Annotated in this window: 13 protein-coding genes and 1 pseudogene; 4 read left to right on the top strand and 10 right to left on the bottom strand. The window is 72.5% G+C overall.

The window, feature by feature from the left end; translation table 11 throughout:
* Nucleotides 1-14: 14 nt before the first annotated feature.
* The 6 genes from M1E25_RS14505 to M1E25_RS14480 all read right to left on the bottom strand — a co-directional run bounded on the left by M1E25_RS14505 (nucleotide 15) and on the right by M1E25_RS14480 (nucleotide 5,646).
* Nucleotides 15-932 (bottom strand): ABC transporter ATP-binding protein, encoded by a 918-nt coding sequence (locus M1E25_RS14505; protein ID WP_251415268.1) that lies wholly within the window; start codon nucleotides 930-932, stop codon nucleotides 15-17.
* Nucleotides 929-1,846, bottom strand: a complete 918-nt coding sequence (locus M1E25_RS14500; RefSeq protein WP_251415266.1) for an ABC transporter permease — start codon at nucleotides 1,844-1,846, stop codon at nucleotides 929-931. Before M1E25_RS14500 ends, M1E25_RS14505 begins: the two co-directional genes overlap by 4 nt.
* A complete protein-coding gene (locus M1E25_RS14495; RefSeq protein ID WP_251415264.1) occupies nucleotides 1,836-2,972 on the bottom strand; it encodes an ABC transporter ATP-binding protein in 1,137 nt (378 codons plus the stop codon). The genes M1E25_RS14500 and M1E25_RS14495 overlap by 11 nt, the downstream gene beginning before the upstream one ends.
* A 121-nt stretch (nucleotides 2,973-3,093) precedes the next feature.
* Nucleotides 3,094-3,678: a PspA-associated protein PspAB gene (pspAB, locus tag M1E25_RS14490; protein WP_251415262.1), complete on the bottom strand. Its 585-nt coding sequence runs from the start codon at nucleotides 3,676-3,678 to the stop codon at nucleotides 3,094-3,096.
* A gap of 55 nt (nucleotides 3,679-3,733) precedes the next feature.
* A complete protein-coding gene (gene htpX / locus M1E25_RS14485) occupies nucleotides 3,734-4,633 on the bottom strand; it encodes a zinc metalloprotease HtpX (RefSeq protein WP_251415260.1) in 900 nt (299 codons plus the stop codon).
* Between the two features lie 116 nt (nucleotides 4,634-4,749).
* Nucleotides 4,750-5,646 (bottom strand): LLM class flavin-dependent oxidoreductase, encoded by an 897-nt coding sequence (locus M1E25_RS14480; RefSeq protein WP_251415257.1) that lies wholly within the window; start codon nucleotides 5,644-5,646, stop codon nucleotides 4,750-4,752.
* Nucleotides 5,647-5,781: 135 nt separating this feature from the next.
* On the opposite strand from M1E25_RS14480, the gene M1E25_RS14475 reads away from it, so the two are divergent.
* The 3 genes from M1E25_RS14475 (at nucleotide 5,782) to M1E25_RS14465 (ending at nucleotide 6,910) form a co-directional block, all read left to right on the top strand.
* Complete coding sequence (locus tag M1E25_RS14475) at nucleotides 5,782-5,946, top strand: calcium-binding protein (protein WP_251415254.1); 165 nt, start codon at nucleotides 5,782-5,784, stop codon at nucleotides 5,944-5,946.
* 293 nt (nucleotides 5,947-6,239) lie between these two features.
* Nucleotides 6,240-6,521 carry a hypothetical protein gene (locus M1E25_RS14470; RefSeq protein WP_251415252.1) on the top strand — a complete coding sequence of 94 codons (282 nt, stop codon included), beginning with the start codon at nucleotides 6,240-6,242 and terminating at the stop codon, nucleotides 6,519-6,521.
* Nucleotides 6,518-6,910 (top strand): DNA-binding protein, encoded by a 393-nt coding sequence (locus tag M1E25_RS14465; RefSeq protein WP_251415250.1) that lies wholly within the window; start codon nucleotides 6,518-6,520, stop codon nucleotides 6,908-6,910. Before M1E25_RS14470 ends, M1E25_RS14465 begins: the two co-directional genes overlap by 4 nt.
* Nucleotides 6,911-6,990: 80 nt before the next feature.
* On the opposite strand, the pseudogene M1E25_RS14460 reads toward M1E25_RS14465, so the two are convergent.
* Nucleotides 6,991-7,221 (bottom strand): annotated as a pseudogene (locus M1E25_RS14460) (LLM class flavin-dependent oxidoreductase); the annotation flags it as partial.
* Nucleotides 7,222-7,402: 181 nt separating this feature from the next.
* Here M1E25_RS14460 and M1E25_RS14455 point away from each other — a divergent pair.
* A complete protein-coding gene (locus M1E25_RS14455; protein WP_251415248.1) occupies nucleotides 7,403-8,326 on the top strand; it encodes an HAD family hydrolase in 924 nt (307 codons plus the stop codon).
* Between the two features lie 51 nt (nucleotides 8,327-8,377).
* Here the strand turns inward: M1E25_RS14455 and M1E25_RS14450 are convergent, their stop codons facing one another.
* The 3 genes from M1E25_RS14450 to cydB all read right to left on the bottom strand — a co-directional run bounded on the left by M1E25_RS14450 (nucleotide 8,378) and on the right by cydB (nucleotide 14,947).
* On the bottom strand, nucleotides 8,378-10,084 hold the full coding sequence (locus M1E25_RS14450; RefSeq protein WP_251415377.1) for a sensor histidine kinase: 1,707 nt from the start codon (nucleotides 10,082-10,084) through the stop codon (nucleotides 8,378-8,380).
* Nucleotides 10,085-10,210: 126 nt separating this feature from the next.
* Nucleotides 10,211-13,846 (bottom strand): thiol reductant ABC exporter subunit CydD, encoded by a 3,636-nt coding sequence (gene cydD / locus M1E25_RS14445; RefSeq protein WP_251415247.1) that lies wholly within the window; start codon nucleotides 13,844-13,846, stop codon nucleotides 10,211-10,213.
* A 21-nt stretch (nucleotides 13,847-13,867) separates the two neighbouring features.
* The gene (gene cydB, locus M1E25_RS14440; protein WP_251415245.1) at nucleotides 13,868-14,947 is read right to left on the bottom strand and encodes a cytochrome d ubiquinol oxidase subunit II; all 1,080 of its coding nucleotides are present in this window, start codon (nucleotides 14,945-14,947) and stop codon (nucleotides 13,868-13,870) included.
* Nucleotides 14,948-14,959 lie beyond the last annotated feature (12 nt).

Below are 14,959 nucleotides of genomic sequence, written 5' to 3'. Positions count from 1 at the left end.
GGTGCCGCGCTCCTTCAGGCCGATACGAGGTACGAGAAGACGCTCTCCAGGGACTCGTCGGAGGGCGAGACCGTGCGGAGCCGGATGCCGTGCTCGCGGGCCACCCGCGGCAGCAGTTCGGTGAACCGGGGGAAGTCCACGGCCTGGACGCGGAGCACGCCCTCCGCCGTGTCGACCTCGATCCCGGCCGTCGACGGGTCGGCGATGAGCGCGGCGGCGAGGGCCCGGTCGTCCCCGGACCGGATCAGATACCGGTGCGGGCGGTCGGTCATCAGCCGCCGGATCCGCCGGAAGTCGCCGGACGCGGCGTGCCGGCCCGCCACCACGACCTCGATGTGCCCGGCCAGTTGCTCGACCTCCTCCAGGATGTGGGAGGAGAACAGGACGGTGCGGCCCTCCTCGCCCATCCGCCGCAGCACGTCCATGAGTTCCATGCGCTGGCGCGGGTCCATGCCGTTGAACGGCTCGTCGAGCAGGAGCGCGGACGGGTCGTGGACCAGAGCGGCGGCCATCTTGACGCGCTGCCGCATCCCCTTGCTGTACGTGGAGATCCTGCGGTCCTGCGCGAACTCCATCCCGACCGTGCCGAGCGCCCGGCGGGCCGCGGCGGCGGGGTCGGTGAGCCCGTGCAGCTCGGAGCAGGCGACGACGAACTCCCGGCCGGTGAGGAAGTCGTACATCGCCTCCCGCTCGGGGACGAGCCCGATGTGCCGGTACGTCCCCTCGTTGCCGCGGACCGGCGTCCCGTCGAGGGTGACGGAGCCGGAGGACGGGGCCAGGAAGCCGCTCATCAGGTTGATCAGGGTGGACTTGCCGGCGCCGTTCGGGCCGAGCAGGCCGGTGACGCCCGGCCCGATCGTCATGGTGACGTCGTTGACGGCGACGACGTTGCCGAACCAGCGCGAGACGCGGTCGAGGATCAGTGCGGTCACAGCCCGGCCTTCCGGTAGCGGCGCATCAGCGCGGCGTAAGAGCCCGCGATCAGGGCGAGGACGACGAGCAGGTAGACGCAGCCGGCGGCGGTGTCCGGCCCCTTCCCGCCCGGGAACGAGGTCGAAGCGCCGAGGAAGGCCGTCTGCACACCGTCGATCAGGGTGACCGGTGAGAACAGCCCCAGCCAGGTCACCAGGCCCCCGTTGTCCTGTTCGAACGCGATGGCCTGGACCGCGGACACCGCCCCGAAGGAGACGGTGAGCACGGCGATGACGGCCGCCACTCCGAAGCCGCGGCGCGGGGTGAGGGCGGCGATCACCAGCCCGATTCCCGCGAACAGCAGCGACAGCAGGGCGGCGGACACCAGGCCCTGCCCGAACCCCGCGCTCTGGTCGGCGACATCGAGTTCGGCGAGCAGCGCCCCCGCGTACAGGACGACGACCGGCGCCGCGGTGAGCACGAACAGCGCCGCCGACAGGGCAGCGAACTTCGCCGAGACGTAGTCCGCGCGCTCGATGGGGCGGGAGAAGTAGAGCGGGACGGTCCGGAAGCGCAGATCACGTGAGACGGCCTGCGGGGCCTGGGCGGCGAGGAACAGGCTGATGACACCCTGCAGGTGAAGGGCGTAGCGCGGGTACTCCACGGGGAGTTCCCCGGCCTTCGTGACCACCGCGATCGCCACCATGATCCCGGCCGGCAGGCACATCACTCCGAAGAGCAGCATGGGCAGCACCTTGGACTTCGCGGACCGGCCCAGCCCGTACGCGCCCCGCAGGCTGTGCGCGAACAGCGACCGGCGGGCATGGCGGCGGCCGAGCCGGTCGCCGTCGTACGACCGGTAGCCGATGTCGTGGATCTTCGCCGGGTCGCCGGCCCGGCGGTCCCCCGGCGCGAGGGGGGTCTCAGACGGCATCACGGCCGCCTCCCTTCTGCGGTCGCTCGTCCTGGGGGTCTGCGGGGAGGCCGGTGCGGAGGCCGGCGTCCTGCGGCTTCGCCTGGAGGCCCGCCTCCGCTTCCGCCTCCCGGGGGTGGAAGACCTCGGCGATCCGGTGCCGGCGCTGTTCCATCCGCACCAGGCCGAGGCCCAGCCCGGCGACGGTGTCCCGGACGGTGTCGTAGGTGCTGTCGTCGGCGACGTCGATCAGCAGCAGGTGGGACGTGCCGGGCTCGGCCCCGTCCGTGCGGAGGCCGACGCCCGCTGCGGTGAGCGCAGTGCGCAGGGCCGTCGTCCCGTCCGGGTGGCGGTCGGTGTCGGTGACCTCGACGGCGACGGTCGTGGTGGTGCGGGTGAAGTCGCTGGTCGCGCTGGAGCGCAGCAGCCGCCCGCCGTCGATGACGACCACGTGGTCGCAGGTGCGCTCCAGTTCGCCCAGCAGGTGCGAAGTGACGAGCACGGAGATGCCGAATTCCCGGTGGATGCGGCGGATCAGACCGAGCATCTCGTCGCGCCCCGCCGGATCGAGTCCGTTGGTCGGTTCGTCGAGGAGCACCAGTCGGGGGTCGTGCACCAGCGCCTGGGCGAGTTTGACGCGCTGTCTCATGCCGGTCGAGTAACCGCCGATGGGCCGGTAGCGCTCCTCGTACAGACCGACGTGGCGCAGGGTGTCGGCGGTGCGCTCCCGGGCGGCGGTGGGTGGCAGACCGGACATGCGGGCCATGTGGACGACGAACTCGGTGGCCGAGACGTCGGGTGGCAGGCAGTCGTGCTCGGGCATGTAGCCGACCCGTTCCCGGATCGGACCGCCGGCGGTCGCGACGTCCATCCCGAGTACGCAGGCCCGGCCCTCGGACGCGGGGGACAGCCCGAGCAGGATCTTGATCAGGGTGGACTTGCCGGCGCCGTTCGAGCCGATGAGGCCCGTCACCCCGGGGGCGATGTCGACGGTGAGCCGGTCGAGCGCGGTCACCCCGCCGCGCTGCGCACGGTCGGTTCCCAGCGGGAACCGCTTGCTGAGACCTTCGGTCACGATCACAGTCACGCAGCCGACCGTAGTGGCACGATCGGCCGGGCACGTCAGCCCTGACGGTGGTATCGGCATACGTCTTCGGGTGGAGCTGCCCGTAGGGTCCGTCCGTCACCGCCCCTGCACGGGGTGCGGGAGAACCCTGGGCGGGGCCGCGGGACCCCGGGGTCGGCGGGCGGGGAGCAACCCGTGTGCGTCAGAGCCCCGGGGCGCCCCACACCGGGAACCAGCGGCTCAGGTCGGACTCCATCCGCAGATCGTCCGCGAGCAGCCCGCTGACCTGGATCTCCAGCGCGTTGTCCCGCTTCTCGTGTCCGCCGGGAACGGGTGCGAACGGGTAGAACGTGCCCCGCTTGTAGAGGTAGACCAGGGCCAGCACGCGGTCCCGCTCGTCCCGGAACCCGACCAGTGAGCAGAGCAGGTGCGGGCCGAAACCGGCGTCCTGCAGCACGGTGTTGACGGCGTGCAGGTCGTTGACCAGGGCGGGGGTGTCGTCGGGGTCCTGACGGGAGAGCAGCCACGTGTAGCCGTAGGCGTCCCGGCTGAACTCCACCGGTACGCCACCGCGGCCGGTGTCCGCGTCGAGCAGGTCCCGCACCTCCCGCCGGATGCGGTCGAACGCACCACCCTCGACGCCGGCGAAACACACCGATCCCTCCCCGGTGGCGGTGAAACCCGGACCGGCCTGGAGCGCGACGGCGGCTGAGGGCAGCCCGAAGAGCTGGTCGAGATCGGGACGGACGGGCTTGCTGCGGCCCAGGATGGCGTCGAGGAGGCCCATGGGCACGGCTCCCTTCGCGGGTCGGCGGCTGGCGGGAGGCGGGGCGGGGCGGCGGTCAGCGGCTGAGCTGCGCCGAGATCCTCGCGAGCTGGTCCAGGCGCTGCTCGAGGGTCGGGTGCGACGAGAACAGCCGGCCCAGGCTGTCCTTCGAGGAGAAGGCGGGCGCGAACCAGAAGGCGTTGTAGGGCTCGGCCTTGCGCAGGTCACGGGTCGGGATCCGGGCCATCTGGCCGGTCACCTTGGTGAGGGCGGAGGCCAGGGCCGAGGGACGCCCGGTGAGCAGGGCGGCCGCGCGGTCCGCGGACAGCTCGCGGTATCGCGACAGCAGACGGGTCAGCAGGAAGCTGATGACGTACACCACCGCACTGACCAGCGGGATCACCAGGACGGCGATGGCGGTGGCGGGGTCGCGGCTGTCCCGGCCGAGGCCGCTCCAGAGAGCGACCCGGGCCAGGATTCCGGCCATCACACCGAGGAACGACGCGATCGTCATGACGACGACGTCGCGGTGGGCGACGTGGGACAGCTCGTGTGCCAGGACGCCCTCCAGCTCCTCCGGTTCCAGTCTGCGCAGCAGGCCGGTGGTGGCACAGACCAGGGCACTGTTCCGGTTCCGGCCGGTGGCGAAGGCGTTGGGGACGTCGCTGTTCGCGACGGCGACCCGCGGCTTGGGCATGTCGGCGAGCGCACACAGCCGGTCCACGGCGCCGTGCAGCTCGGGGGCCTGTTCGGGGGTGACCTCGCGGGCGCCCATGCCGTAGGCGGCGATGCGGTCGCTGAACCAGAACTGTGCGATGAACAGGCCGCCGGCGACGAGCAGGATGATTCCCCACGATCCGCGCAGGAACGCGAGCAGCACACCGACGAGGACGACGTAGAGCAGCCCGATGAAGAACATCGTGGTGACCATGCGGGCGGTGAGTCCGCGGTCCGGGGCGTACCGGGTCCGGGCCATGGTGCGACCTCCTGACTCCTCCTTCTACAATTCTTCCCCTTTGTTCCTTTTGGTCATGCCGCGGCGGTCTGCGTTGTTCGGACGGCGGTCCGTGCGGACCGGTCCGCACGGACCGTTCAGCCGCGGGCGAGCTGCGCCGGACCCTCCGTCGCGATCCGCTCGAAGACCTTCTCGTCGGCTGCGAAGAAGGAGTCGGCGATCGGCCAGTGGACGACGATCTCGTCGATGCCCAGCTCGGCGTGCGCGCCCGCGAAGTCCACGAAGGCGTCCAGGGATGCCAGCGGCCGGTCCGGCGTGAAGCCGGTGAGCAGGGTCCTGCCCAGTTCGCCGGGGTCGCGGCCGTGCTCGGCGCACGCGTCACCGAGTCTCCCGATCTGCCCGCGGACGGCCGCCAGCGACTGCTCCGGCGTGCCCGACTCGAACAGCTTGGGGTCGCCCGTGGTCACCCAGGCCTGCCCGTGCCGTGCTGCGAGCCGCATCCCGCGCGGGCCGGTCGCGGCGACGGCGAACGGGAGCCGGGGCCGCTGAACGCAGCCGGGGATGTTGCGCACCTCGGTCGCCGAGTAGAACCGCCCGTCGTGGCTCACCACGTCCTCGCTGAGCAGACGGTCGAGCAGCGGCACGAACTCTCCGAAGCGGTCCGCACGCTCCTTGGGCGTCCACGGCTCCTGCCCGAGGGCGCTCGCGTCGAACCCGACACCCCCGGCACCGATCCCGAGCGCCACCCGGCCGCCGCTGATGTCGTCGAGCGAGATCAGCTCCTTGGCGAGGGTCACCGGGTGCCGGAAGTTCGGGGACGTGACCAGGGTCCCCAGCCGCATCCGCGAGGTCGCGGACGCCGCCGCGGTCAGCGTCGGCAGCGCGCCGAACCACGGGCCGTCGCGGAAGGTCCGCCACGAGAGGTGGTCGTAGGTGTACGCCGTGTGGAAGCCGAGTTCCTCCGCCCGCTGCCACACCTCACGTCCCCCGTCGTTCCAGCGGTATATGGGGAGGATCACGGTGCTCAGTCGCATGTCCCCGACGATACGCGGGCTTCCCACCGCCACGGATGCCCCGATGGAGCCGGTCCGGGAAGCCACGCCGGCGTCGCGGTGGGGGCCGCTACCGTGGCGTCATGGGCACGCTGGGTAGGACCGGGGCTTGAGGCCATGATCGAAGAGGCAACGGTGGACGCCTATGGCGAGGACGAGCAGCGGACCGGTCTGTTCACCATGCTCGAGGAGCATCTCGATGTGCCCTTCACCACCGTGGTTCTCGGTGTCGAGGTGACGGTGCGCGGCGTCGTTCACTCATCGAGCGCAGCGCCGAGCTGAAGGGCGAGCTGGTCGCCTTCGCTCAGAGCGCCCGCTCCGACCGGTGGTTGACGCCCCTCCTGCTGGAGGCCGCCGGGCCTGCACGGCAGTTGGACGAGGGTGAGGCGATCCGGATCACCGACCACTTCATCCTGCGGTACCGCCTGCCGGACGGCTCGACGGTGGTGGACCGGTTCGTCGCCGGACGGAAGGACTTGACCGCATCGGCGACCGCCTCAGCAGGCTTGCCGCCGGCCGCCGGTAGTCACCGAGGAGCGCCAGCGAATTAATAGGACATGTACTACACTCTTGCTATGGACACACCCCGCCCCGGCAAGACTCGAGTCACCAGCGTCTCCCTGCGCGCCGAGACCCTGGAGGCGATCCGCGCACGCGCCGGCAAACAAGGCGTCTCCTCTTACATCGAGGAGGCCGTACAGCGGCAACTCCAGCGCGAGGCCATCGACGAGTACATCGCCGCCGCTGAAGCGGAACACGGTCCTGTCGACCCTGCCGAGGTGTCGGACAAGGCCGAGCGCATCCGCGCCCACCACGCCGCCCACCGCGGTGAGTCCGCTCCGGCGGACGCCGCATGAGCGGGACTCTCGTTCTCGACAGCGAGGCCCTCTCCAAGCTCTCCCGTCGCCACCGTGACATGACCGTATGGCTGGACGTCGCCCGCAGACTGGACCTGCTCGTCGTGACGAGCGCTGCCACGCTGGTGGAGGCACGCGACCCGAACGTGCCGCAGGCGGCGTTCGACCATGCCGTTTCCCTGGCCAAGGTGCGCCCCGTCACGGAGGAGATCGCACGTGCGGCGAGCAGACTGCTCGCCGCGGAAAGCCTGCACGGTCACAAGTACGCCATCGATGCGATGCTTGCCGCCACGACTCATACGGAGCACGGCGACGTCACCGTCATTACGAGCGACACGGACGACCTGCGCCGCCTGTGCCTTCCTCGCATCGCCGTCGAGCCGATCTAACGACCTCATCCACGTCTGCCCTTCGTGCACTCCTCCCCTGTTTCCGCAGTTCAGCGCGCGATGAGCGAACGAGGCTTGACCGACGTGACGAGGGTCCCCAGCCGCATCCGCGAGGTCGCGGACGCCGCCGCGGTCAGCGTCGGCAGCGCGTCGAACCACGGGCCGTCGCGGAAGGTCCGCCACGAGAGGTGGTCGTAGGTGTACGCCGTGTGGAAGCCGAGTTCCTCCGCCCGCTGCCACACCTCACGTTCCCCGTCGTTCCAGCGGGATATGGGTAGGATCACGGTGCTCAGTCGCGCAGAGGTCGCCATGCGCCGAGCCTGCGGGGTGGGGCCCGGCGGGCCTGCGGAGATCGGCCCGTGGGGCGGTACCGGCCCGGTGTCCGTCGACACCCGCGCCTTTGGCCCCACGCGGCCCAGCCACCTCATCCGGCGCACGAACCACGCTGGTCACCGGCGTTTTTCGACGGCAATCGCACGTACGTGCCACCGGATGAGCGAAGATGAAGTGGTGACTCCAGCTTTCGGACGGCCCGGACCGCAGACCGACACCGCACCCGACGGGACCGCGCAGACGGTGGCACCGCCCGCCGTGCCGCGGCCGGTGCGGCTGATCGCGACCGACCTCGACGGCACACTGCTGCGCGACGACAAGACCGTCTCCGAACGCACCGTCGACGCCCTCGCCGCCGCCGAGCGGGCCGGCATCGAGGTCTTCTTCGTCACAGGCCGGCCCGCCCGCTGGATGGACGTCGTCAGCGACCACGTCCACGGCCACGGCCTGGCCATCTGCGCCAACGGCGCAGCAGTCGTCGACCTGCACAGCGGCGGCCGGATCGTCGAGGTCCGTGCGCTGGAACGGGAGAACGCCCATGCCGTGGTGAAGGCGCTGCGCGCCGCCGAACCGGCGACGACCTTCGCCGTCGAGTTCACCGGCGGCATCCACTACGAACCCGGTTACCCGCCCTTCCACCTCGATCCCGCGGCGACCATCGCCCCCGCCGAGGAACTCCTCGCCGAGCACGCCGAGCGTGCCGGCCAGCAGATCCTCAAACTGCTGGCCCACCACCCGCAGCTCCCACCGGACGCCTTCCTCAGCCTGGGGTGCGCGTCCGCCGGCATGCACGCCTCCTTCACCCGCTCCAGTCCCACCGCCCTGCTGGAGATCAGCGGCCTCGGGGTCAGCAAGGCCGCCACCCTCGCCCGCTGCTGCGCCGAGCGCGGCATCGCCCCCGCCGAGGTCATGGCGTTCGGCGACATGCCCAACGATCTGGAGATGCTGACCTGGGCGGGGCGCTCGTACGCGATGGCCAACGCCCATCCCGACGTGCTCGCCGCGACCTCGGGCATCACGCACGCGAACAACGAGGACGGCGTGGCCGCGATGATCGAGCGGATCCTCGCCGAACAGGTCTGACGCGCCGGTCCGTCCCTGAACGGTCACCGGCCCCGACGGGCTGCGCCCCGGTCACCGGTCCTGCCGGTCGCGGCCGCGCAGCGGTGCCTCCCAGGTCACTCGGGTGCCCTTGCCGTTCTCGCCGATGCCCGGCCCGTGCCGGCTGGAGCCGCCCAGCGACTCGGCCCGGACCTCCAGGTTCCGCAGTCCGCTCCGCCGTCCGGTCGCCTGGAGGCCGACGCCGTCGTCGGCCACGGTCAGGCGCACGCCGTCGGTCCCGTCCGGCAGCTTCACGGTGGCGTCCACCACCACCTCGACCCGGCTCGCACCGGCGTGGCGGAAGGCGTTGGACAGCGCCTCACGCAGGGCCGCGAGAAGGTGCCTGGCGGTCTGCTCACCCACCAGATGGTCCACCGGGCCGGTGAACCGGACTGACGGCCGGAACCCCAGCAGCACCGACACCGCGTTGACCTCCCGCTCGACCCGGGTGCGCAGCCCCGAGGGCGCTTCCGCCGGCCCCTGTTGCAACGCGAAGATCGCGGTCCGGATCTCCTGGATCGTCACGTCCATCTCGTCCACGGCCCGGGAGATCCCGTCCCGCACCTCCGGGATGATCGCCTTCCGCTGCGCCCCCTCGAGCATCATCCCGGTGGCGAAGAGCCGCTGGATGACGAGATCGTGCAGGTCACGGGCGATGCGGTCGCGGTCCTCGTAGACCGCCAGGCGCTCCCGGTCGCGCTGCGCCTCCGCCAGGAGCAGCGCCAGAGCGGCCTGGGCCGCGAACTGCACGGCGAGCGTGCGTTCCGTCTCCGTGAAGCCGCGGGCGCCCCGCAGCCTCGGCAACACCAGGGTGCCCAGCACCCGGCCGTCGCTCTGCAGCGGCAGCATCATGCTCGGCCCGTACGGCGCGGCCAGCGGGGCGACCATGCGCGGATCGGTGGCCGCGTCGTCCACGAAGACCGGCCTGCCCTCCAGCAGTCGTCCGTACACCGGGCCGGAGGGCGCCACGACCGACCCCAGCCCCTCCAGCGCCTCGGGCATACCGGAGGAGACCTGCACGACCTCCAGGCCGCCCTGCTCGGCCGGGAGCAGCACGATGCCCGCGACCGCCTCGGCCAGCCGGCGTCCCTGTTCGGCGACGACCGCGAGGGCGTCGTCCGCGCGGGCGTCGCCGCCGGCCCCGGAGAGCAGAGCGGTGGTGAGGGCCGCCGCACCGTCGATCCAGCGGCCCCGCTGCCGGGCCTCCTCGTAGAGCCGGGCGTTGCCGATCTGGATGCCGGCCTCCGTCGCCAGCACGTTCATCATGTGCAGGTCGAAGACGCTGAACTCCCCGCCGTCCTGCTTCTCCGCCAGGTAGAGGCTGCCGAACAGTTCCTCCCCGACCCGGACCGGAACGCCGAGGAAGTCGCCCAGCAGCGCGCTGCGCGGGGGGAAATCGGTGGAACGGCGGGCGTCGGCGCCGAGATCGGCCAGCATGAGCGGCGCCGGATCCGTGACGAGCACCTTGAGGATGCCGGTCTCGCTGTCGGGCAGCGCCGCGATCCGGTCCCGCTCCGCCTCCGACAGACCGTGACTGACCAGGTCGGCGAGGGCGTCCCCGCGGTCGTTGATGACACCGATGACGGCGTACCGCGCGCCCGTGAGCCCGGCGGCCGTCTCGACGATGCGGTCCAGGGTGTTGTGGAGCTGCAGCCCCGAGCCGACCGAGACCATGGCCTCCAGCAGCCGGGGGAGGTGGACGGCGAGCTCCTCGGGCAGTTCCTCGAGGCTCCGGGCCATGTCGCCGGTTCCGGGCGGGTGGCGGCCGGTCCGGGCAGGGGCGGGGGAGGAGGCCCGTGGGGACTCCGCTGTCGCCGACATGCATCGAGCCTATTCAGTCCGCTTCGCCACGGAAAGTCAGGAATTTCAGGCTCGGGCGGTCTCGGCGCTCCGCTCCAGCTCCAGCTCCAGCATGCTGCGGAACGGGCCGGGCACCACGGCCAGCAGGTCGTACGTCCCCCGCTGCACCACCCGTCCCCGGTCCAGGACGACGACCTCGTCCACGGCCTCCAGGCCGGCGAGCCGGTGGGTGATCAGAACGGTGGTGCGGCCCTCGGTGGCGTCGAGCAGGTCGGCGGTGAGGGCGTCCGCGGTCGGCACGTCCAGGTGCTCGGCCGGTTCGTCCAGCAGCAGCACCGGAAAACCGGCGAGCAGCGCGCGGGCCAGCGCCAGGCGTTGCCGCTGTCCGCCCGACAGCCGGGCGCCGTGCTCGCCGACGAGGGTGTCCAGTCCGCGGGGCAGGCCGTCCACCCAGTCCAGCAGTCGGGCGCCGGCCAGCGCCTCGCGCAGCCGTGCATCGCTCGCGCCGGGACGGGCCAGGCGCAGGTTCTCCCGCAGTGAGCTGTCGAAGACGTGCGCGTCCTGGGCGCAGAGACCGACGGACCGCCGTACGTCGTCCCCGTCGCATGCGGTGGCGTCCCGCCCGGCCAGGGTGTATGTGCCGGACTCCGGGTCCAGGAACCGCAGCAGAACGTGGGCGAGCGTGGTCTTGCCCGACCCCGAGGGGCCCACTACGGCGATCCGCCGGCCACGGTTGATCTCCAGGTCGAGGCCGTGGAGGGCCGGCCGGGGACTGCCGGGATGACGGGTGGTCAGATCGCGCAGCACGAACGGGAAGGGGTTCTCCGGGACGGGCGCCGGTGAGGCGGGTTCCCGTACGGGATCGGGGGCGTCGACGATCTCGTGGATGCGCTCGGCGGCACGCCGGGCACGCTGCCGGTGGGTGGCGGCCGCGGGAAGCCCGGCGACGGCTTCGAAGGCGGCGAGCGGGAGGAGGACGACGACGGCGAGCGCCACCCCGGGCAGCCGCCCGTCCGCCACGGCCCGGGCCCCGGCCCAGGCCGTGCCCGTGACGGTGAGCCCGCAGATCAGGGCGGTGAGTCCGGCGCCCGCTCCGGCAGCGGCGGACGACCGGGCAGCGATCCCCGTCAGCCGCCGGTCGGCGCTTCGGATCCCGTCGAGGCGACGGCCGAGCGCACCGGCGACGGTCAGCTCGGCCGCCCCGGCCAGCAGATCGAGCACGCGCGCGGCCAGTTCGCCCCGGGCGGGCGCGAGCTGCCGCTGGGTGCGCCGGGCGAGCGCGCCGGTGAGCAGCGGGACGCCGGCCCCGGCGGCGAGCAGCCCGGCCGCCAGCAGGGCGCCCGCCTCGGGCAGCAGCCAGGAGGTGAACCCCGCGGCGGCTGCGGACACCAGCACGGCGGTGCCGGCCGGCAGGAGCCCGCGCAGGAAGTAGTCCTGGAGCGAGTCGACATCGGCGACGAGCCGGGACAGCAGGTCACCACGCCGCGTCCGGCCGAGACCGGCGGGGGCGAGACGTTCCAGCCGGCGGTGGACGGCCGCCCTGAGGTCGGCGAGCATCCGGAAGACCGCGTCGTGCGACACGAGGCGCTCCGCGTACCGGAAGGCCGCTCGGCCGATGCCGAAGGCCCTGGTGGCGGTGACCGCCACCATCAGGTACAGCACCGGGGGCTGCTGCGAGGCGCGGGAGATCAGCCAGCCGGAGACCGCCGCCAGCCCCACCGCACTGCCCGTCGCGAGGGCGCCGAGGAGGAGAGCCGTGAGGAACCTGCCGCGTCGGCTCCGGGCCCCACGACGCACCCGGCGCAGCGCCGGGACCGTCCGTCCGGGAGGGGTGGCGGGGGACGGCGATCGACGGGCGTCCGGTCCGGGCCCGTCCGCGGGCCCGGACGAACCGGGCGCATCGGGTGCGTACGCCGGGCCCGGTTCGCCGGCTGCCGGGGCGGTTCCCGCGGCCGCCGGCCGCGCATCGGGTGCTGCGGTGTCCGGGGCGATGCGGACCACCCGGTCCGCCACGGCGAGCAGTGCCGGCCGGTGCGCGACCAGGAGGACTGTCCGGCCTCGGGCCAGGCGGCGCACCGCCTCGACGACCTCGGCCTCGGTGCCGCCGTCGAGTCCCGCCGTCGGCTCGTCGAGCAGCAGCAGGGGACGATCGGCGAGGAACGCCCGGGCGAGCGCGATGCGCCGGCGCTGCCCGGCGGACAGGCCGTGCCCGTCCTCGCCGAGCACAGTGGCGCTGCCGTCCGGGAGTTCCCGGACGAACTCGCCGGCGCCCGCGTCCCGCAGGGCTCGGGCGACGTGCCCGTCGTCCGCTCCCGGTCGCGCCGCGCGGACGTTGTCGGCGATGGTTCCGGCGAACAGGTGCGGTTGCTGCGGGACCCAGGCGATCTGCCGGTGCAGGCTCTCCCGCGACACACGCTGCGCCGGCCCGCACCCCTCCGGTTCCGTGGCGGAGCCGGGACTGCCGGAGCCGGCGGCCGGCGACCGGCCGGCGGGCGCGGCCGCCACTTCCGCGGCGCCGAACCGGACTCGCCCGTGTGCGGGCTCGCAGAAACCGAGCACGGTCCGCAGCAGCGTCGACTTGCCGCAGCCGCTGGGCCCGCTGATGGCGACGGTCTCCCCGGGACGGACGGTGAACGTCGTCTCCGGCAGTGCGGGCGCGGAGCGTCCGGGGTGCCGTACGACCAGGCCCTCGACGTGCAGCGCTGCCGAGCGGGCGTCCGGGGCCGGGGCCGTGCCGTCCGCCGGGAGGCCGGTTTCCAGGACCGCGAAGACCTCCTCGGCCGCGGCCATTCCCTCGGCCGCGGCGTGGTACTGCGCACCCACCTGACGCAGTGGCAGATAGGCCTCCGGGGCCAGGACAAGCACGATCAGAGCGGTGTGCAGATCCAGGTCCCCGTGCACGAGCCGCATCCCGATGCCCACCGCCACCAGGGCGACGGACAGTGTCGACAGCAGCTCCAGCACCAAGGAGGACAGGAAGGCGATGCGCAGGGTCCGCATCGTGGCGCGCCGGTAGTCGCCCGTGATCCGGCGGACCGCCTCGTTCTGCGCCTTGGCACGCCCGAAGACCTTGAGGGTCGCCAGTCCCGACACCACGTCGAGGAAGTGGCCGGAGAGCCGGGAGAGAACCGTCCACTGACGGTCCATCCGCGCCTGGGTGGCCCGGCCGACGAGCGCCATGAAGAGCGGGATCAGGGGCAGCGTCACCACGATGACCGCCGCCGAGACCCAGTCCGCCCCGACGACAGGCACCAGCACCACGACCGGCACGACCACCGCGAGCCCGAGCTGCGGCAGATAGCGCGCGAAGTAGTCGTCCAGGGCGTCGATGCCGCGGGTGACCAGGGTGGCGAGTTCCCCGCCGCGGCGTTCGCCGATCCGCAGGGGGCCGAGCCGGACGGCGTGCTCGAGCAGCCGCATCCGCAGGGCGGACTTGGCGGAGGCACTCGCCCGGTGAGCGGAGAGTTCGGTCAGCCAGGCGACGAGAGCGCGGCCCGCCGCCACTGCCGCGAGCAACAGCAGGGCGCCCCGGAGGCTTGCGGCCGGTGCGCCGTCCCGGAAGGCCCCGGTCACCACGTCGGCTATCAGGACGGCCTGCGCGGTGATCAACAGCGCGCCGGCCAGTCCGAGCCCCACGGCAGCCGCGAGGAAGACACGCGTGGCCCGGGCATGACGCCACAGGCGCGGATCGACGGGTTTCACGTGAAACAGCCCCTCCGCCGGTCAGCGGCCGGCCTGTGCACGGGACCCGGGGGCGGCTTCGGCCGGCCCGTGCCGGCCGGGTACCGCTGCCGCCGGCCCGTGGGGCCCGGGCGCGATGTGCTGGGTGCCGATCCGCTTGCGGAAGACCCAGTAGGTCCACCCCTGGTAGAGCAGCACCAGCGGGGTGGCCACGGCGGCCAGCCAGGAAATGATCCTCAGCGTGTACGGGCTCGACGAGGCGTTGGAAGTGGTCAGGCTCCAGGCGTCGTTCAGCGAGGACGGCATGACGTCGGGGAAGAGCACCAGGAACAGTGTGGCGCTGAACGCAGCGACCGTGACACCGGACAGCGCGAACGCCCGGCCCTCCCGTCCCCGTGTGTTGGCCGCCAGGGCACCCGACAGCGCCACCACCGCGCCGACCGCAACGGCCGCCGTCACGCCGTCCCCCCGGTCGGCCTGCGTCCAGCTCAGGAATCCGGAGAGAAGGAGGACGGTTGCCGCGCCCAGCCCGGTCGCTGCCCGCCGGGCCCGGGTACGGATCTCGCCGACCGTCTTCAGCGCGGTGAACACGGCTCCGTGGAAGGTGAAGAGGACGAAGGTGACCAGCCCGCCGAGCAGCGCGTACGGGTGGAACAGATCGAAGAGGCCCCCGGTGTACTCGTGGTCGGCGTCGAGTTTCACCCCGTGCACCATGTTCGCGAAGAGCACGCCCCACAGCACGGCGGGCAGCACCGACGACCAGAGGATCGCGCGTTCCCAGTTGCCCTGCCAGCGTTCCCCGTCGCGCTTGTGCCGGTACTCGAAGGCGACACCGCGCACGATCAGGCACACCAGGATCGCGAGCAGTGGCAGGTAGAAGCCGGAGAAGAGCGTGGCGTACCACTCGGGGAAGGCGGCGAAGGTCGCCCCGGCAGCGGTGATCAGCCAGACCTCGTTGCCGTCCCAGACCGGGCCGATGGTGTTGAGCAGGACGCGCCGCTCGGCCCGGTCGCGGGCGAGCGGGCCGGTGAGCACCCCCACCCCGAAGTCGAATCCCTCGAGGAAGAAGTACCCGGTCCACAGGAAGGCGATGATCACGAACCAGATGTCGTGGAGTTCCATGGTGTGCTCCTG

This window comes from Streptomyces meridianus, from assembly GCF_023703325.1.
Classification (GTDB): Bacteria; Actinomycetota; Actinomycetes; order Streptomycetales; family Streptomycetaceae; genus Streptomyces; species Streptomyces meridianus.
The sequence above is the reverse complement of the archived record's forward strand: the minus strand, read 5'-3'. Positions and strand labels throughout refer to the sequence as shown.